Source organism: Nocardia sp. NPDC004568, assembly GCF_040609955.1.
Taxonomy (GTDB): domain Bacteria; phylum Actinomycetota; class Actinomycetes; order Mycobacteriales; family Mycobacteriaceae; genus Nocardia.
Genome location: NZ_JBEXLL010000005.1, coordinates 70011 through 88080, shown reverse-complemented (window position 1 = coordinate 88080; position 18070 = coordinate 70011). Strand labels below are relative to the sequence as shown.

Annotated in this window: 16 protein-coding genes; 9 read left to right on the top strand and 7 right to left on the bottom strand. The window is 69.6% G+C overall.

All coding sequences use genetic code 11. The annotated features are described in order from the left end of the window. Nucleotides 1-64 precede the first annotated feature (64 nt). Together ABZV91_RS04285 and ABZV91_RS04280 are read right to left on the bottom strand one after the other, a co-directional pair. Nucleotides 65-1261 carry an amidohydrolase gene (locus ABZV91_RS04285; RefSeq protein ID WP_355235190.1) on the bottom strand — a complete coding sequence of 399 codons (1197 nt, stop codon included), beginning with the start codon at nucleotides 1259-1261 and terminating at the stop codon, nucleotides 65-67. 20 nt (nucleotides 1262-1281) lie between these two features. After that, nucleotides 1282-2025 carry a sulfite exporter TauE/SafE family protein gene (locus ABZV91_RS04280; protein WP_355235187.1) on the bottom strand — a complete coding sequence of 248 codons (744 nt, stop codon included), beginning with the start codon at nucleotides 2023-2025 and terminating at the stop codon, nucleotides 1282-1284. Between the two features lie 203 nt (nucleotides 2026-2228). Here ABZV91_RS04280 and ABZV91_RS04275 point away from each other — a divergent pair, with 203 nt between their 5' ends. Together ABZV91_RS04275 and ABZV91_RS04270 are read left to right on the top strand one after the other, a co-directional pair. Next, nucleotides 2229-2897: a GntR family transcriptional regulator gene (locus tag ABZV91_RS04275; protein ID WP_355235184.1), complete on the top strand. Its 669-nt coding sequence runs from the start codon at nucleotides 2229-2231 to the stop codon at nucleotides 2895-2897. A gap of 56 nt (nucleotides 2898-2953) precedes the next feature. After that, entirely contained in the window at nucleotides 2954-4267 is a 1314-nt protein-coding gene (locus tag ABZV91_RS04270; RefSeq protein WP_355235181.1) for an amidohydrolase family protein, read from the top strand. Nucleotides 4268-4271: 4 nt separating this feature from the next. Here the strand turns inward: ABZV91_RS04270 and ABZV91_RS04265 are convergent, their stop codons facing one another. From ABZV91_RS04265 to ABZV91_RS04245, 5 genes are read right to left on the bottom strand one after another with little or no spacing between them, the layout of a single operon-like run. Then, nucleotides 4272-5078 carry an ABC transporter ATP-binding protein gene (locus ABZV91_RS04265; RefSeq protein ID WP_355235179.1) on the bottom strand — a complete coding sequence of 269 codons (807 nt, stop codon included), beginning with the start codon at nucleotides 5076-5078 and terminating at the stop codon, nucleotides 4272-4274. Between the two features lie 24 nt (nucleotides 5079-5102). Then, on the bottom strand, nucleotides 5103-5993 hold the full coding sequence (locus ABZV91_RS04260; RefSeq protein ID WP_355235177.1) for an ABC transporter permease: 891 nt from the start codon (nucleotides 5991-5993) through the stop codon (nucleotides 5103-5105). Further along, on the bottom strand, nucleotides 5990-6961 hold the full coding sequence (locus tag ABZV91_RS04255; protein WP_355235175.1) for an ABC transporter substrate-binding protein: 972 nt from the start codon (nucleotides 6959-6961) through the stop codon (nucleotides 5990-5992). Before ABZV91_RS04255 ends, ABZV91_RS04260 begins: the two co-directional genes overlap by 4 nt. Beyond that, nucleotides 6958-8157: an amidase family protein gene (locus ABZV91_RS04250; RefSeq protein WP_355235172.1), complete on the bottom strand. Its 1200-nt coding sequence runs from the start codon at nucleotides 8155-8157 to the stop codon at nucleotides 6958-6960. The genes ABZV91_RS04255 and ABZV91_RS04250 overlap by 4 nt, the downstream gene beginning before the upstream one ends. Then, a complete protein-coding gene (locus ABZV91_RS04245; RefSeq protein ID WP_355235169.1) occupies nucleotides 8154-9305 on the bottom strand; it encodes an acetamidase/formamidase family protein in 1152 nt (383 codons plus the stop codon). Before ABZV91_RS04245 ends, ABZV91_RS04250 begins: the two co-directional genes overlap by 4 nt. Nucleotides 9306-9607: 302 nt before the next feature. Between ABZV91_RS04245 and ABZV91_RS04240 the strand changes: the two genes are divergently transcribed. From ABZV91_RS04240 to ABZV91_RS04210, 7 genes are all read left to right on the top strand, one after another. Further along, nucleotides 9608-10300: a GntR family transcriptional regulator gene (locus ABZV91_RS04240; protein WP_355235166.1), complete on the top strand. Its 693-nt coding sequence runs from the start codon at nucleotides 9608-9610 to the stop codon at nucleotides 10298-10300. 205 nt (nucleotides 10301-10505) lie between these two features. After that, nucleotides 10506-12041: an acyl-CoA synthetase gene (locus tag ABZV91_RS04235; protein ID WP_355235163.1), complete on the top strand. Its 1536-nt coding sequence runs from the start codon at nucleotides 10506-10508 to the stop codon at nucleotides 12039-12041. Between the two features lie 350 nt (nucleotides 12042-12391). Next, nucleotides 12392-12748: a hypothetical protein gene (locus ABZV91_RS04230; protein WP_355235160.1), complete on the top strand. Its 357-nt coding sequence runs from the start codon at nucleotides 12392-12394 to the stop codon at nucleotides 12746-12748. 160 nt (nucleotides 12749-12908) lie between these two features. Next, nucleotides 12909-14462: a hypothetical protein gene (locus ABZV91_RS04225; protein ID WP_355235157.1), complete on the top strand. Its 1554-nt coding sequence runs from the start codon at nucleotides 12909-12911 to the stop codon at nucleotides 14460-14462. A gap of 303 nt (nucleotides 14463-14765) precedes the next feature. Beyond that, on the top strand, nucleotides 14766-17090 hold the full coding sequence (locus ABZV91_RS04220) for a nitrate- and nitrite sensing domain-containing protein (protein ID WP_355235154.1): 2325 nt from the start codon (nucleotides 14766-14768) through the stop codon (nucleotides 17088-17090). Continuing rightward, complete coding sequence (locus ABZV91_RS04215; protein ID WP_355235145.1) at nucleotides 17068-17484, top strand: roadblock/LC7 domain-containing protein; 417 nt, start codon at nucleotides 17068-17070, stop codon at nucleotides 17482-17484. Before ABZV91_RS04220 ends, ABZV91_RS04215 begins: the two co-directional genes overlap by 23 nt. Further along, nucleotides 17481-17855 (top strand): DUF742 domain-containing protein, encoded by a 375-nt coding sequence (locus tag ABZV91_RS04210; protein ID WP_355235142.1) that lies wholly within the window; start codon nucleotides 17481-17483, stop codon nucleotides 17853-17855. Before ABZV91_RS04215 ends, ABZV91_RS04210 begins: the two co-directional genes overlap by 4 nt. Nucleotides 17856-18070 lie beyond the last annotated feature (215 nt).

The window sequence follows — 18070 nt, the reverse complement described above, 5'->3', positions numbered from 1 at the left end:
CAGTTCTATCGGCTACTCGTTGCCGATCGCGGTCGCCCGGATTACACCCCTGTTTCGTATACGATCACTCGATCAGTCGGCCGTCGCGAGCCACCACCCGGCCGCGCTTGACGACCAGTTTCCGGGTCGGCACGCCGACCACCGCCGCGGCGGGTGTCGCGGCGTCGACCGTGACGAGATCGGCCCGGCACCCCACGCCGATACCGTGGTCGGCCAGCCCGAGCACCTGCGCGCCGCCGAGAGTTCCGGCGGCGAGCGCCAATTCGATCTCCTCGTCGGCGAGCAACCGGTCACGGAAGGCGACCGTACCGATCCGCCGCAACATATCGCCGTCACCGTAGGGCGTCCACAGATCCCGGATCCCGTCGTTGCCGAGCGCGAGAGTCGCCCCGGCGGCGTGCATCACGCGCAGCGGAACCACCGGCGCGTCGCCGACCGCGCAGGTCACCATGGCCACGCCCGCTTCGGCGAGGCGGTCGGCGATCCGCCGCTGCTCGTCGGCCGGGAGGGCACCCATCGCGTAGGCATGGCTGATGGTGACGCGCCCATCCAGCCCCGTGGCCTTCGTCCGTGCGATGATCAGCTCGAATTCCCAGGCGCCGAGGTTGCCGCTGTCGTGCAGATGGATATCGACCTTCGCGCCGTGACGTTCGGCCAGCCCGAAGATGATGTCCAACTGACCGATCGGGTCGCCGTCGAATCCGGCGGGGTCGATCCCGCCGACCACTTCGACGCCGCCCGCCAGCGCCTCGTCCAGCAGCTCCGCGGTTCCGGGCCGGCTGATCAGGCCACCCTGCGGAAAGGCGACCAGTTCGACATCCACCCGGCCGCGATGCCGGTCGGCGGCGTCCCGCACCGCCGCGACCCCCGCCAGCCCGACCGAGGGGTCGATATCGATATGGCTGCGTACGTGCGCGGTGCCGTTGGCGATCATCGTCGCGAGCAGTGCGGCGGAGTAGTCGGCGCGCGGGATACCCAGTTCGGCGCGGCGGTTCTCGCCGTTGGCGATCCGGCCGGCCAGCGAACGTCCGCCGGTATTGGGCACCCAGGGACCGCTCCACAGGGTCTTGTCCAGATGACAGTGGGTATCGACGAACCCGGGCAATACCAGCGCGCCCTCCAGGTCGAGCGTTTCGACACCGGTCGTCCCCAGGTCTGCGCCGAGTTGCGCGATCCGGCCCTCGCGCAGCAGCAGATCGGCGGTTTCCAGCGGTTGCCCGGGTATCCAGGGGCGCCCGTTGCGCAGCAGCAGATCGGTCATGATTCCTTCTTTCACCCGAGTCATGTAAACAACATCGCGATGCCCGCACCGGCACCGAAGACGATCACCACGGCACGGAACGCGCCGGGGCGTAGACGGTCGGCGATCTTGGCGCCCATCATGCCGCCGAGCAGGCAGGCCGGCGCGAGGATCGCCACCGACCACCAGTCGACCGGCCCGAACACCGCGACCGCGACGGTGGCGGTGGTGGAGACGGTCAGGGTGAGCACGCTCTTCAGGCCGTTGAGCAGGTTGACCGACGCGTCGATACCGAGGGCGAGCGCGGTGAGCAGCACGATCCCCATCCCGCCGTTGAAATACGCGCCGTAGACCCCGCCCAGGAACACACCGGCGAAGAGCGTGAACCGGGAATCGCTGCCCTTTTCGGCGAGCCGCCGGGAGATCAGCGGCTGGGCGGCGAACAGGGCGGTCGCCGCCAGGACGAGGTAGGGCACCAGGGCGGTGAACACCTCGGGCGGTGCCGCGAGCAGCGCGATCACCCCGCCCACGGCACCGGCCGCGCCGACCACGATCAGCCGGGGGAGCAGGCTGCGATGTTCGGTCAGCCGGGAGCGCAACGCGGCAGCGCCCCCGAGGTAGCCGGGCCAGACGGCGACGGCATTGGTCACGGTCGCGGTCACCGGCGGCAGGCCGGCGGCCACCAGGGCGGGAAACGACAGCAGGCTGCCGCCGCCGGCGATGGTGTTGCACACGCCGGCGCCGAAACCGGCCGCGAGCAGCAGAACCGCGTACACGGGGTCCATGGCGTCCCTTCCGATCGAAATCGAGACTGGATCGTATACGAAAATCAGCACGCTCGCCGGACGTGTGCCCCCGATCACCGCACGAACACGCCGCTCCCGACGCCCCGCGACGGCGGTCGGAACGCTTTCCTGGTATCCAGGTGAGGTACCGAGCAGCGGATCGTATGCGACCGCTTGCCGAGAGATCCCGAGCCGAGGACGATGTGGACAGCAAGAACCCGCGGATGACCAAACAGCAGGTGTGCCGCGCCATTCGCGACGACATCATCCGCGGTGTGTTCGCACCGGGTCAGCGGCTGACCGAGGACACCCTCGCCGAGAGCTACGGGGTCTCCCGGGTGCCGGTGCGGGAGGCGCTGCGCACGCTGGAGGCCGAGGGTTTCGCCTACTCGCGGCCCTACGCCGGAACCTTCGTCGCCGAACTGACCGAGGACGAGGCGGCCGATCTGCTCGAGATCCGCGCCCGGCTGGAACCGCTGTGCGCGAGCCGCGCCGCGTACCGGCGTACCCCGGAACAGCTCGGCCGGCTCAAAGAACTCACCGCGCTGGGGCAGGAATCGGTCCGTTCCGGCCGTCTCGACGATCTCACCAGGCTGAACAGCCGTTTCCACGAGGTACTGGCCGAGGCGTCGGGCAGCAGCCTGCTGGCCGGACTGATCACCCAGCTCGGCTGGAAGATCGCCTGGGTCTACGCGGTCGAACTACCCCGCCGGGCCACCGACTCCTGGGATGAGCACGAGCGCATCTGCGCGGCGCTCGAGGCCCGCGACGCGGAGTCCGCGGAGCGACTGGTCACCGAGCACATCGCCCACGCGACCACCGCCTACCGGTTGCGGCACAGCCGCCCGGCATCCTCGGGCACCGGTTCGTAACGTTCCCGAAGCATTACACGAGGGCCCCGGAAACACCCGGGTCGTATACAACCGATGTGACTGTTTCGGATACCGAGGTGGCCAGGGCACCCGCCGCGCCATTCGACCGTACGGATCTGCTGGTGCGTAACGCGCGGATCGACGACGAGACCGACCCCGTGGACATCGCCGTCGCCGACGGGGTGATCACGGCGATCGGCCCGGCCCTCCCACACACCGCCGCGGCGGAGATCGACTGCGCGGGCCGGGTGGTCATACCCGGCCTGGTGGAATCGCATGTGCACCTGGACAAGGCGCTGCTCGACGCTGAACGCGCGAACCCCGACGGCACCCTGGCCGGGGCGATAGCGATCACCGCGGAACTGAAGCGCGACTTCACGGCGGCCTCGATCCGGGACCGCGCCCGGCGCGTACTCGAACAGGCGATCACCCACGGCACCACAGCCCTCCGGGCGCATCCCGATGTCGACCCCATCGTCGGTCTGCTGGGCGTGCACACGCTGCTCGAGCTACGGGAGGAGTTCCGTGGCCGGATCGATCTCCAGATCGTGGCGTTTCCGCAGGAGGGGATCTTCCGGGCGCCCGGCACCCTCGCTCTGCTGCGTGCAGGCCTGCGCGACGGCGCCGATGTGATCGGTGGCTGTACCTACAACGAGGAGTCGGTGACCGAATGCCGGCGCCATATCGATCTCGTCTTCGAACTGGCCGCCGAGTTCGGAGTCCCGGTGGACCTGCACGCCGATTTCGCCGACGACACCGCCGACCCCCGGTTCGCGCTGGCCGATTACATCGCCGAGGTCACCGATCGCACCGGTATGGCGGGCAGGGTGACGATCGGCCACGCGACCTCCCTGGCCGCCCGCTCCCCCGCGGATCGGCGCCGGGTCCTGTTCCGGCTCGCCGACGCGGGCGTGGCCGTGGTGCCGCTCCCGGCCACCGATATGTTCCTCGGCGGGCGCGGCGATACCGCCAATATCCGTCGCGGTATCGCACCGGTGCGGGAGTTGTGGGACGCCGGAGTACGGACCGCGTACTCCTCCAACAACATCCGCAATGCCTTCACCCCGTACGGTAACGCCGATCTGCTCGATATCGGCCTGTTCCTGGCCCAGACCTCGCATCTGGCCGGGCCCGCCGACCTGACCCGGGTCCTCGGAATGGCCACCTACGAGGCGGCCGCGGTGATCGGTATCGCCGATGATTACGGGTTGCGGGTGGGCGCGGCGGCCGATCTGGTGGTCCTGTCGACACGGCGTGTGGCCGACGCGCTGCTGGACCGCCCCGACCGCTGCTATGTCGTGAAAGCGGGCCGGGTCGTCGCGCGGACGACCCGGACCCGGGAACTGCTGCCGGCAACCCCGGCACGATGACGGTTCAGGCGGCGGCGCGGTCGCCCTGGTGGATCAGCGCGTCTATCCGCCGTTTGTAGTCGTTGAACTCCGGTGCGGTCGCCTCGCGTTCGCGCGGGAGGTCGATGGTGACGACCTCCCGCACATGCCCGGCCGTACCGTGCGCCGTGCCGCCCGCCATGACCACCACCCGGTCCGACAGATACACCGCCTCCTCGACGCTGTGGGTGACGAAGACGACCGTCACGCCGGAATCGCGGTGGATACGGGCGAGTTCGGTCTGCATATCGCCGCGGGTGAGGGCGTCGAGCGCGCCGAAGGGTTCGTCCATCAGCAGGACCGCGGGCCGGTTGGCCAGTACCCGGGCGATGGCGACCCGCTGTTGCATACCCCCGGAGAGCTGGTGCGGGGACGAATCGCGGACCCGGGTGAGACCTACGGTCGCCAGCGAACGGTCGGTGGTCTCGCGGATATCGTCGCGGGTCATTCTGGCCTGTTTCGGCCCGTAGGCGATGTTCTCGGCGACGGTGAGCCACGGGAACAGCCCGTAGTCCTGGAATACGACACCGCGGTCCGGGCCGGGGCCGGTGACCGGTTCCTCGCCCACCGAAACGTCTCCGTGGGTGGCTTTCTCGAAGCCCGCGAGAATGCGCAGCAGCGTCGACTTACCGCAACCGCTGGCGCCGACCACACAGACGAACTCCCCGGCGGCGATATCGAGACTCACTCCGTCGACCGCGAACCCGGAGGCGGCGGAATACCGCTTCCCCAGGTTCTCGAGCACGATCCGGGCGGGCCGGTGCGGACGGCGGCGGGTGGAGTAGACCTTCATGTCATCACCTGATCCGAGAAGGGGTCATGGGAGCAGCGGTCGCCGTCCGGCGACCAGCCGTACGGCGAGCATCATGATCCGGTCGGCCGCGAACCCGGCCAGTCCGATCACGATCATGACGGCGACGATGAGGTCGGTACGCGACTGCTCGCGCGCCTGGGTGATCAGCGCACCCAGACCGACCCGGATACCGACTGTCTCGCCGACCACCAGGATCACCCAGGACAGTCCGAGCGCGATCCGCAGCCCGGAGAGGATGGTGGGTATCGCGGCCGGGAGCACCACCTTGTACAACGTCTGCGCGGGCGGTGTGCCGAGCATGGCGGCGGCCTCGAACAATCGGGCCGGGACCGCGCGGACACCGGCGATCGTATTGATCAGGATCGAGAACACCGCGGCCAGGAACACCAGGAAAATGGTGGCCCGGTCACCGAATCCGATGATCAGCAACGACAGCGGCGCCCAGGCCGTCACCGGGATCGGGCGGACCAGGTTCAGCGTCGGTTCGAGCATGCGGTGGACGAGCGGCGAGCGGCCCATCACGATTCCCAGTGGTACCGCCACCGCGGCGGCGATGGCGAAACCCTGCAGTACGCGCACCGTACTCGCGTAGAGGTGCAGCCACAGGGTGCCGCTGTAGGAGTCGTCGACGATCCCGCCCACGGCCAGATCCACGAGTCGCCGGGCGACTTCCACCGGGGTGGGCAGGAACTGCATCTGGATCCCGAACGGCAGGGTCCAGCCGCCGCCGACCCCGCGATCCCACAGCAGCAGCACCAGCAACGGCACCGGCAGCGCCCAGCAGATCGCGACGATCCGGGACCGGAGGCGGCCGCGCGACGTCGTGTTCGCCGCGATATCCGGATTCCGCGGTTCGGTGCTCTCTCCGGCGCGCACGCCCAGCGTGGTCGTCATTGCGCGGCCACCGTGTCGAGGAACTCGGTGCGGAAGACCTTCCGCATATCCGGTGCGGCCGGCAGCTGGTCGAAGTCCACCATCTGCCGGGCCAGCTCGGTCACCCGCCCGCGGAACTCGTCGTCGAGTTTCCAGCGCAACCACACATTGCCGATGGCGATATCGGTGACCGTCCGGTCCAGGCCGAAGGTTTCCACCAGTCCGGCCGCCCAGGCCGCGCGGTCGCTCTTCATGAAATCGATGGCGCGCGCGAAGGACTGTACGGCGGCGCGGGCCCGGTCGGGGTGTTGGTCGAGGAACCGGCCGTTACCGGCGACGACGATATTGGTGGCCCCGATCGGGGTCTCGTAGGGCGAGACGATCTCGTGTGCCCCGGCCTGCCGGGCCAGCGAGACGCCCATCTCCGCACTCAGGAAGGCGTCGACGCGCCCGGAGCTGTAGGCGCTCGCCATATCGGAGTAGGCCAGGTTGATCAGCTGTACGTCGGTGTCGGGGTCCAGGCCGTGCGCCCGCAGGGTGAGTTTCAGCGCGATCTCCTGCGAGGACCCCGCCGGGAATCCGATCCGTTTACCGCGCAGATCCTGCGGGGTGCGCAGCTGCGGCAACCCCACGAACCCGGACCCGCCGTCGGCCGCCGAGGCGATGATGTGCACATCCTGTTCCGCCGCGACACCGGCGAGCACGGCGGGCGCGCCGAGCACCCCGATATCGATGGCGCCCGAGACGAGCGCGTTCTTGATATCCGGCGAGTTCTCGAACAGGACGATCTCGTAGGTGGTCTGCTCCGGGGCGAAGCGCTGCATGAAATAGGGCGCGTAGAGATGCGGCTGGCCGCGCAGGGTGCCGATCCGGATCGCCCCCGGGGCGCCGCCGGCGCTGTCGGGAGTGGCGATACAGCCGGTCAGCCCCGCGACCGCAAGCAGCATGACCGCGAGGAACGCGATGAGGTGTCGGAGTCGTCGTTTCATGGTCGGTCCTCACTGTGGGTCGAGCCCCCGGCGGGTACAGCGACACTGCTGAGCGCGAGGTGGATCAAAGAGCGGTCGGTACCCGGTGCGCCGAGCAGGCACAGGCCGGACGGGGCGTCGGCACCGGACCGCAGCGGCACCGTCAGCGCGGGCAGGCCGGCGATGGATGCCAGACAGGTCAGCCGCAGGGTGCGGGCGCGGGCCTCTTCCCATACCGCCTGCCCGCCCGCGCGCCGCGGCGGCCGGGTCGCGGCGGCCGGTAGCAGCAGTACGCGAGCGCCGATCGTGGACCGCAGGGTCTGCGCGGCCGCGCGCAGGACCTCCCGGGCGACGGCCGCCTGTGCCGCGGTGACCGTCGCGGCGAAGGCGAACCGCTGGGCCACCGCGGGTTCCAGCACCCCCGGGTGCGCGCCCACCCACTTTCCGTGGTTGGCCCATGCCTCGAATGCCTGGACCGTGCGAAAGGCGGCGGGCCAACTGTCGGCCACGGGTATCTCGACCGGCTCGGCGCCCAACGACTCCGCCACCGTACCGACCGCGGCCGCGATCGCCGGGTCCGCGCACGCGCACAGAGCGGGATCGACGAGGAAGCCGGCGGGCGCGGAGGTATCGGCGTCCAGGAGACTGTCGGCGACGGCCGCCAGCGTCGTTCCCTCGCGGGTGATCCAGCCGACGGTGTCGAAGGACTGCGCCAGCGGCAGCAGGCCGGAGGTGTCCATCCGGCCGTGCGTGGTCCGGAGTCCCCACAGCCCCTGATAAGCCGCCGGGACCCGGATCGAGCCCGCGGTGTCGGTACCCAGGCCGATATCGGCCTCCCCGCGCGCCACGGCGACGGCCGGACCACTGGTGGAACCGCCGGGGATCCGGTCGGGCGCGGCCGGGTTCACCGGCATACCGGAACCACCGTTGCCGCCGGTGAGGCTGTAGGCGAACTCGTCGGTCTGCGCGATCCCGCGGATCTGCGCACCGGCGGCCAGCAGGCGTGCCACCGCGTCCGCGTGCCGGGGCGCGGCGACCTGCTCCCGCCGATACGCGGGCACTCCGGCGCCGACGCGGAATCCGGCCACCGCGTACAGGTCCTTCACCGCCACGGCCGCCCCGGACAGCGGCCCGGGCGCGGTGGCCGCCACCAGCGGCGCACCCGTCACCCGCCAGACGCTGGTGTCGAGCGCGGGTTGCGCCGCGAGTCCGGTCATCGCGCCCGCTCCAGGATCCGGCGCGCGAACGCCGACCCGGCGGGCCGGCCGAAATCGGCGCACCGCACCGCGGCGTGCACACCGCGTACCTGATCGACGGCCTGCGAGATCGTGAAATCGGCGGCGGCGCTGAGATACAGGTAGGCCTGCCGCGGGTCGGCTTCGAACAGTCCGGTCACCATCTCCACCGCGTGCGACACACACAGCTCGAGCGCGGTGTTCAGATCCGGGTGCAATCCGGTCGGGATCAGCAGTCCGTGGGCCGCGGCGAAAGGGCCGATCCGGCCGCCGAATCCCCCGGCGATCTCCGCCGCCGGCACGAGATCCAGGGTGAGCCGCGCCCGCAGCGGGGCCTCCAGTGCCGTCAGCGCCACCTCGCCGTCGCCCTGCGCGAAATGTGGGTCGCCGATGTAGAGGAGGGCTTCGGGCACCTGGACCGGGAGGAACAGAGTGGCGCCCGCGGTGAGCAGTTTGACGTCGATATTGCCGCCGTGCGCACCGGGCGGCACCGAGTTCACCCGGGTACCGGTATCGGTGGCCACGCCGATGATGCCCAGGAAGGGCGCCAGCGGAAAGGTCGCGTGCCCGGCCTTTCCGGCCGCGTCCAACGGCATCGTGGCGAACCAGCGGTCGTCGCCGGGAAGTACCCGGCAGAACTGTCCGTAGTCGCCGTCGAATCCGGCTCGCCCGCTGAGCACTCCGCGGCCGTGCCGGGTCGACACCACTCCGTAGGGCGCGCGCATGGTGAGCGCGTCGATCCGCACGGCCAGCAGATCGCCGGGTCGCGCACCGGCGACCGCGATCGGCCCGGTCACGATATGCGGCCCGGCTCCCGGGTCGCGGCCGCGGCGCGCGGCCACGGCCACGGCGTCCGCCAGCACGTCGGCGCGCTCCACGCCGTGCGCGCCGAAGTACCGCAGCGGATCCGAACCCTGGTCCTCGAGAATGCCCTCGTGACTGACGGTGTCGATCACCACCGTGCTCCCCGGTGCGACCGTGGCGACCGCGGTGTCGGTCCGGCAGGGCAGCCGGCCCCAGAAAACCCTGTCGGGTTCGGCCGGTACGTACACCGTTCCCGGGTCGATTCCGGTGTCCTGCTGCAGGACCGGAAACGCCGGGGCCGCTTCCTTCGATGCCAGCGTCGTCACGGCGCTCCTTATTGGTCCGACCACCTGATGCACCGACCATAGGAGCCGGGGCAGCCCGCTCGCGACCACCGCCGCGGAACGTAACGACCGATTTACCGGAGCGCAACAGTGCCCCTGAATACCCTGCATATTGGTAACTTTCCCGAATCACTGCGGGTACGCGGAAGGTTTCGCCGACAACTCGGTCGCGCCCCTCGTAGACTTCCGGCGAAGCAACCGAGCAAGAATTGGTCGGACCGAGTGACGTCGCACGCGCCGGCCCGGCGTCCGTGGCCGAATGCGGCCGGTGATCAGGAGGGGCCATGACCAACGCAGCGATTCCGCCGATGCGCCGCCACTCACGCAGTGTCGGCGCCGAGGTCGCCGCCCATCTGGAGAAGCTGATCATCAGCGGGGAACTGCGTGCCGGGGACCGACTTCCACCGGAACGGGAACTCGCGGCGAGTTTGCACGTCTCCCGGTCCTCGCTGCGCGAGGCGATGTTCGAACTGGAATCGAAGAAGCTGGTGCGCCGGCGGCAGGGCCGGGGCAGCACGGTGGCCGATATCTCGCCTGGGGCCTCCCGGTTGTACGGCGATCTGGCCGACCTCGATGTCGAACTCGGCTACGCCACCGAACTGCGCGATCTGGTGGAGCCGCGGATCGCCGAACTCGCCGCGCTGCGGGCCGTGGAATCCAATCTGCTCTCCCTCGACGACGTCCTGGCCCGTTCGCGGGAAACGCTGCCGCCCGACGAGTCGATGGCGCTGGATATCGAGTTCCACACCCTGCTCGCCCACGCGGCGCAGAACCCGCTGTTGGTCACGCTGTGCACGATGACCACCGAATGGACCCAGCGCACCCGGGCGCTCTCCCACCGCACCGCGCTCGGCCGCCGGATCTCGGTCCAGGGCCACGAGCTGATCTACCGGGCGGTGTCCGATCACGACGGGGCCGCGGCGGCGGCCGCCATGGAACAGCATCTGCGCGAGGTCCGCGAGATCAGCGCTTCCTGACCGAGCCGGAGCGCCCCGAGCAGGACCCGGACCGAAACACCGGCCGGGCTCACCAGTTCCGGAAAACCGACGAATCGCTGTTCACTTTCCGCTATCGTCGCCGTCGCCGGGCGATTGCCCGGCGGGGCCGGTGACGGCACGCGTCGCGGGTCCCGGCTCGGCTCGGAGGTCGGCCCCCGACCGCTTCGTTCCGTAGAGGAGCAGTATGTATCCCGGCGCGCATGTCGACGATTCCCCGGATAAACCAGCCATTATCGTTGCCGAGACCGGCGAGACGCTGACCTATCGGGAGCTCGAGGACAACTCCGTCCGGCTCGCCCGGCATCTGCACGCCGCGGGTTTGCGCCGCGGTGATCATATCGCGTTGCTCTCCGGTAACGACCCGAAGGTCTACGAGGCCTACTGGGCAGCGCTGCGATCGGGGCTTTACATCACCGCCGTGAACCGGCATCTGTCGCCGGCCGAGATCAGCTATATCGTCGACGACTGCGGCGCGAAGGCGCTGATCGCGTCCGCCGGTCTGCGCGAGGCGGCCGAGGCGATCGTCGAGCAGACGCCCGAGGTGGAGATCCGGCTGGCCTTCGGCGGCCCGGTCGAAGGCTACGAGTCTTACGAGGACGCACTCGCCGCCCAGCCTCCGCAACCACTGCCCGACCAGCCGCGCGGTGCCGATATGCTCTACTCCTCCGGCACCACCGGGCGGCCCAAGGGCATCGAACAGCCGCTCTCGGACCAGCAGGTCGGCGATCCACCCGGGGACCCCTACACCGCCGTCTTCGGCCCGCTCTACGGTTTCGACGCCGAATCGGTGTACCTGTCGCCCGCCCCGCTCTACCATGCCGCACCGCTGCGGTTCGGCGGTGTCGTCCAGGCCCTCGGCGGCACCCTGGTCGTGATGGAGCGGTTCGACGCCGAGCAGGCCCTGGCCGCGATCGAGCGCTACCGCGTCACGCACAGCCAGTGGGTTCCCACGATGTTCGTCCGGATGCTGAAACTGGACGAGGAGGTCCGTTCCCGTTACGACCTCTCCAGCCTGAGGGTCGCCGTGCACGCCGCGGCGCCCTGCGCTGTCGAGGTGAAGCGGGCGATGATCGAATGGTGGGGTCCGGTGCTCTACGAGTACTACGCCTCGACCGAGGCCAACGGCGCCACCTTCATCGACAGCGCGCAGTGGCTGCGCAAACCGGGTTCGGTCGGCCCGGCCGGTATGGGAACCATCCGGATCTGCGGCGACGACGGCGCGGAACTGCCCATCGGCGAGATCGGCACGATCTACTTCGAGCGCGAGGAACTGCCCTTCGCCTACCACAACGACCCCGCGAAGACCGAGGCGGCGATCCACCCGGACCACCCGACCTGGACCACCACCGGCGATATCGGCTACGTCGACGCGGAGGGCTTCCTGTTCCTCACCGACCGCAAGGCGTTCATGATCATCTCCGGCGGGGTGAACATCTACCCGCAGGAGATCGAGGACGCGCTCGCCCTACATCCCGCGGTGCTCGACGTCGCGGTGATCGGAATCCCCGACGAGGAGATGGGCGAATCGGTGCAGGCCGTGGTCCAACCGGCGCCGGGGGTGACCCCCGGCCCGGAACTCGCCGCGGAACTGCGCGACTACCTGCGTGAGCGCATCGCCCACTACAAGGTGCCGCGTGGTATCGACTTCGCCGACGAACTGCCGCGTACGCCGACGGGCAAGCTGGTCAAGGGCACACTCCGCGCCCAGTACAGTGTTTGATCTGCCCCGCCTCCGGCGGGGCGGGTCGGGGCCCGGCGTGCGCCTGGACCAGCCTGGGTCGGTTCACGACTCTGTCGGTGCTCAATGGCCGCCGGTCTCTGGACGGTCGGCCGCACACGCTCCAGAACCGGGGCAGGCCCGACCACGAATGCCGGCCCTCTGTAGGTGACGCGAAGTAGGTTCCCCGGCAGGCTCACGGCAAGTACCGGCCGGTGAGCACCCGGGCTTCGACGCCGTTTCGGGCCGGCACAGTGGAGCGCTCGCCGGTCCTCGGGCGGTGGCCCGCCCGCACTGACCGGGGATGTTTGTCCTGCCGCCGCCGGGAAACACGGCCGGTAGGAGGCTGTGCGATGACCAACGATGCGGAGAAACGCTGGTCCGACGACGGGAACTTCCGGCGGGCGGTGCGCTACGCGCTCATCGTGCTCGGGGTCGCGGCGCTGGTCTGCGCGGTCGCCGCCGTCTGGGCGGCGACCGGACGGTGCCGCGACGCCGACGCACTGATGTGCGACACCGCCGCCCAGACCGCCGTCCTCTTCGGGCCCGGGGTCGTCCTGCTCGCGGGCGGTATCGGGGCCTTCGTGGAAACCATCCGGGTCTGGCGACGCGGTGGGGCCTGGCCCATCTGGCAGGGTGCGGGCTGGTTCCTCTTCCTGATCACGCTGTTCTACCTGGGAATCGGCGCGAGCACCGTCCCGGCGGATTGACCGGCGACCCGCACCGCCGGGCACGTCTCCAGCCCTGGTGAGGGCAACCGCCCGGTAGCCCTGCTATCTCTACCGCACCTGTGGCAGACTTTCCACGACTGCTCGGACTACGGCCGCTCGACGACCGTGCGCGGAAGGTGATGCGGGAATTGAGATCGCGATGGACCTGATCGCCATCGAGGGCCGGGTGGCCGCGGACCGGCTCGCGGCGCGGGACCGAACTCCGGAGGCAGAACTCCAGCTGGCGACCACGCTGTGTGAGCTCGCCGCGGCCTATCTGGCCACCCAGACCGACGGTTCGGTGCGCAACCGGGTGGCCGGCGCCCTGGAGCCCGCGCAGGAAGCGGTGATGATCCGGCTGCGCTGGTTCACCTCCGGTCATGTGTCGGCGGTCTTCGCCAACGAGGTCCAGGACACGCTGCGGCTGCTGGAACAGGCCGCCCGCGCCATCGGCCACCGTGAGCTGGCGACCGCCACCATTCGCGACGCCTGCAACGCCTATACCCGGGTGGCGCACGAGTACCCGAATGCCGCGGGAGTGTGCGCGGACGGCCTGTCGAAATGCGGTGTGTGGCTGTGCCGGCTCGATCCGGGTGCGGCCGTGGTGGCCACCGACGAGGCGGTCCGGATCCGGGCCACCCTGTTCGAGGCCGACCCGGAGCAGTCCCGGAAATACCTCGCCACCCTGAACACCCTGCTGCGCACCCTGATGGTGGGCCGGCAGCGCAAACAGGCGGTGGCCATGTACCGCGAACGCTATACCGCGCTCACCACCGCGGCCATGGCGTCGCAGCTGCGGAACCTGAAGATCGAGGAAATCGGCTTCACCACGAAGACCCAGGCCGCCCTGCGGAAGCTGGAATGCCGAACCCTCGAACGCGCCGGTTACCTCACCCAACAGCAGATCCTGTACCAAAGCGCGGGGGATCTGGCCACGATCGAGGAGATCAACTGGCAGCTCGCGCTGGTCGGGCTGAAACCGCTGGTGGCCGGGGCGATGCCGGACCAGCCGGCCAAACCGGTGGAGATCGGCTCCTCGTTCGGCGCCTTGAGCGTGCTGTGCTCGGCCCCGGACGCACTGGAACAGGTACGCGACGCGCTCGTCGCCGCGTTCACGGCGGCCGGCGCCGAACCGGTGGATATCAATACCGCCTACGGTGTGGACAAAGCGCATTGGGGCACCCGGGATCCGCAGCTCAACGCCGCCACCGAACTCGGCGAGGACATCGTGCTGATCGAGCGGATGTCGGGCAGCTGGATCGCGGTGAAGAGCCTCAAATGGGAGCTGACACCGGTGGCGAAGAACCCGCTGGCGCTTGCCCTCTCGCAGCAGTGGCCGGTGATGAGTGTGACGAGCACCGAGAACCTGGCCTACGAGTTGTGCTGGTACGAGCAGGGATCGGCCACCCAGTACGCGGCGCTGGGGCGGCCCGCCGAACCGGTCGCCCTCGACACCCCGCTGGCACCGCTGGATTTCGGCAAACTCGCCGATTACGGCGCGGATTACGCCTCGGAGACCCAGATCCGTTCCGCCTTCGGTAATGCCACCATGTTCGCCAAACTCACCGAACTTCCCGCCAGTGGTATCCGGCAGGCCGCCGAGGCACAGCCGCTGGCCGGATACGGCGAACGGGTGCTGTGTTTCCGGGTCGCGGGCGCGAAACGCGCGACCGCGGCGGGCGGTGGCCCCGGGTCGCGCTCGATTCCGGAATAAGCCGTAACGCGCGGGCTCCGGTACCCGAAAAGAATGCCTGGTGAGAGTAGTAGTTTTCGAGACTGAAACGTATTGCTTTCGCTAATGTCTGGTACCGGAGTACGACGCATTGCCGGGAGACCGCAGTGCCGGGATAGTTGGGCGGTGAGCCGGCGGTGATGATGCTGTTCGCGCGCATCCCCGGGAACGAGTTGATCTACTGTGTCCAAGCGGCTGCCTCTCCCCGAATTCGCATCGGCTTCCCGTTCCGGACCGGGCCGAACGCGCGGCCGCGTCGGTATTCGGACCCGCCTGCTCGCCATTGTGCTCATCACCAGCATCACGCTGCTCACGGTCGCTGTCGCCGCCGCGGGGTATCTGGTGAAATCCGGTCGGCAGGCGCAGGACTGGGCCGATCTGGCCAGTAGCACCACCACCCCCGCCATTCTCATGGTGCAAGGTCTCGAGGAAGAGCGGCGCCTCTCGCTGTTGTATCTGGCGGGTGATCCCGGGGCCACGACCGCACTCGCGGACGCGCGGAAACGCTCCGATATCGCGCTGGCCGAGGTCACTGCCAAGGGCGACGCCGCCCAGCGACTCGACCCCGACGGATCGGCAGGCCAGATCGAGGGCTACCGCAAACTTTTCGAGGCGGTACCGAATCTGCGCGCGGCCATCGACGCGCGTGCGATTCCGAGGGAAGAGGCGTTCGGGTTCTTCAGCTCGGTGATCGACACCATCATCGGGGCCTCGGTGCTGGCGGCCCGGGTCGCGCCCGACGCCGGGGTCGGTATCGCGCTCAACTACGGTGTCGAACCCTTACGGGCGGCCGAGGCGTTGTCGAAGGCCGACACCCTCGGCGCGGTCGCGGTGACTCTCGGCGAGCTCACCGACGCGCAACTGGTCGAATTCAACCGGCAGGTCGGCGAATTCCGCGGCGAGGTGGCGTATTCCGCCACCGTGCTCAAAGGCGACCGACTGGCCCAGTTGCAGGCCCTCACCGCCTCACCCGCTTGGCAGCAGCTGATCGCCGTACAGGACGCCGTCATGCTGCGCGGCGCGGTCGCGGCCGACGAGACGGAAACCGAGGACTCCGCGACCGGGCGCACGAGTACCCGTACCGGTTCCGGCTACAGCACTGCCGACGAGTCCACCGAATCCGATACGCCGGCTCTGCCGTTGACCGTGGCGGACTGGCAGCGGGTTTCCGGTGAGGTCGTGGCCGCCCTGCTGAAGCTCTGGGAGGGCCAGAGCGCCGACGCGCACGCCATCGGTCGCGCCCAGGGGGCCGACACCGCCAACCGGTCGCTGGCCGGCGGTGCCGCGGTCCTGGGGATCACCGCGCTGGCCTTCCTGGCCGCGCTCGTACTGGCCAACCGGTTCATCGCGCGGATGCGCCGCCTGCGTGACGACACACTGGAACTCGCCGACCAGCGGCTGCCCGACATCATGCGGCGGCTCGACCGCGGCGAGAACATCGATTCGGCCGCCGAGGTCGCGCGCCTGGATTTCGGTTCCGACGAACTCGGCGAAGTGGCCGCCGCGTTCAACCGGGCGCAGGTCGCGGCGGTTTCCGCGGCGGTGGCCGAATCCAAGACCCGCGCGGGCTTCCATACCGTGTTCCTCAATATCGCCCACCGCAACCAGTTGGCCGTGCACCGCCAGCTCGCCCTGCTGGACAAGGCCGAACGCCAGGAGGAGAACGCCGACCAGCTCGAACTGCTGTTCCAGCTGGATCACCTGGCCACCCGCGCGCGCCGGCACGCCGAGAACCTCATCGTGCTCGGCGGGGAACAGTCGGGCCGTCGCTGGCGCAATCCGGTACCGCTGTGGGAACTCGTCCGCGGTGCGGTCGCGGAGAGCCTGGACTACACCAGGATCCACACCGGCCGCTTACCCGATGTGCTGATCGCCGGTAAAGCCGTCGCCGACCTGATCCATCTGCTCGCGGAACTGATGGACAATGCCACGGCGTTCTCGCCACCGGAGTCCCAGGTCGAGGTCTCGGCATCGGTCGTCGGCCGCGGAGTCGCGGTCGAGGTCGCCGATCAGGGGCTCGGGATGACCGCGGCGGAGATCGCCGAACGCAACGAACTGCTCGCCGAACCGCCGGATTTCGGCGTGGCGGCGCTCACCGGCGATACCCGTCTCGGTCTCTTCGTGGTGGCCACCCTGGCGGCCCGCCACGGTGTGACGGTACGTCTGACGGATTCGGTGTACGGCGGTATCAAAGCGATCGCGCTGATCCCCACCGCGCTCACCGAGTCCGGTGGCCCGGCCCGAGCCGCGCGTCCGGCCCTCGAGCCCGTGGCCGCGGCCCACGTGACCTCCGCCGACGTGCCCGCCGCGCCCACCGCCGCCGCCCCGCACGGGCGCGCCGATTCGCCTCCGGTGACCGTGATCTCACAGCCCCGCCCGGACGAGGGTCCCCGCCCGGTCCTGCCACGTCGGCAGCGGCAGTCCGCCGAGGCGGATACCGGAGTCATCCCGGTCGTCGACCTGCCGCGCACCCGGACCCCCGAGCAGGCCCGGAACCTGATGTCCGCCATCGAGAGCGGCTCCCGGTCCGGCCGTCGGCCCGATACCGACCCGACCACAACCGATCACACTCCAGAAGAAGGCGACGATGACCACTCCCCCGCGCACTGACCTGAGCTGGCTGCTGGAAGAGCTGGTGAGCGGGTTGCCGGACGCCGAATCGGCGGTCCTGCTGTCCACCGACGGCCTGTTGATGGGCCATTCGGCGGGGCTGGAGCGCACCGAGGCGGAACGGTTCGCCGCGATGGCGTCGGCGTTCCACAGCCTGGCCCGCAGCGCCGGAAGCCATTTCGAGGCCGGCGGCGTGTGCCAGACCGTGGTCGAGCTCGACCGGGCCGTCCTGTTCATCACCGCTGCGGGCAGCAACGCCTGCCTCGCACTGCTGGCCGGCGATTCTGCCAATATGGGCATGGTCGCGTTCGAGATGAACCGAACCGTCCAGCGGGTCGGCAGCCACCTGGCCGTCGACTCGCGCCCGCGGCACAGCGGTGCGAGACAGCCGTGACCGGGCCGCGCGAACCCTGGGAGGAAGAGGAAGCCGGTCCGGTCGCACGGCTGTACGCGATGACCGGCGGCCGGGGACGCACCGCGCGCACCGAACTCACCCTCGACACCATGGTGGTCGACGTCGGCGCCGGCTTCGCGCCACGACGGACCGATCCCGAATACGTCGATATCGTCCGGTTCTGCCGGGTTCCGCAATCGGTGGCGGAGGTCTCGGCACAGTTGCGGATCCCGCTGGCCATGACCAAAGTGCTCGTCGGCGATCTGATCGACGACGGCCGGCTGGCGGTGCGGGCTCCGGCCGAGAGCACCGACAGCGCGCCCGATCTCGGTCTCCTGCGGACCATCGCGAACAGTCTGCGGGGTGGTTGAGACCGGATCCTGCGAGCACCGCGGCCCGGACCTGCGCACCCGGGTTCCGAACGATCGGCCGCCAACTTCTCGGCGGCTTCTGTAGCCACGCTCACACCGATACCCCGAGCCCCGCTCGGTGAGACCGGTCTCCGAAACGCGCCCGGCTTTCGCTATGGTCTGGACGAGACTGTTGCATTGCCGGAGAACGGCAATGCCGAGAACATTGGGTGACG

Coding starts and splice junctions, on each gene's coding strand:
- ABZV91_RS04285 (WP_355235190.1), bottom strand. CDS start 1,261: ATGACCGATCTGCTGCTGCGCAACGGGCGCCCCTGGATACCCGGGCAA.
- ABZV91_RS04280 (WP_355235187.1), bottom strand. CDS start 2,025: ATGGACCCCGTGTACGCGGTTCTGCTGCTCGCGGCCGGTTTCGGCGCC.
- ABZV91_RS04265 (WP_355235179.1), bottom strand. CDS start 5,078: ATGAAGGTCTACTCCACCCGCCGCCGTCCGCACCGGCCCGCCCGGATC.
- ABZV91_RS04260 (WP_355235177.1), bottom strand. CDS start 5,993: ATGACGACCACGCTGGGCGTGCGCGCCGGAGAGAGCACCGAACCGCGG.
- ABZV91_RS04255 (WP_355235175.1), bottom strand. CDS start 6,961: ATGAAACGACGACTCCGACACCTCATCGCGTTCCTCGCGGTCATGCTG.
- ABZV91_RS04250 (WP_355235172.1), bottom strand. CDS start 8,157: ATGACCGGACTCGCGGCGCAACCCGCGCTCGACACCAGCGTCTGGCGG.
- ABZV91_RS04240 (WP_355235166.1), top strand. CDS start 9,608: ATGACCAACGCAGCGATTCCGCCGATGCGCCGCCACTCACGCAGTGTC.
- ABZV91_RS04235 (WP_355235163.1), top strand. CDS start 10,506: ATGTATCCCGGCGCGCATGTCGACGATTCCCCGGATAAACCAGCCATT.
- ABZV91_RS04230 (WP_355235160.1), top strand. CDS start 12,392: ATGACCAACGATGCGGAGAAACGCTGGTCCGACGACGGGAACTTCCGG.
- ABZV91_RS04225 (WP_355235157.1), top strand. CDS start 12,909: ATGGACCTGATCGCCATCGAGGGCCGGGTGGCCGCGGACCGGCTCGCG.
- ABZV91_RS04215 (WP_355235145.1), top strand. CDS start 17,068: ATGACCACTCCCCCGCGCACTGACCTGAGCTGGCTGCTGGAAGAGCTG.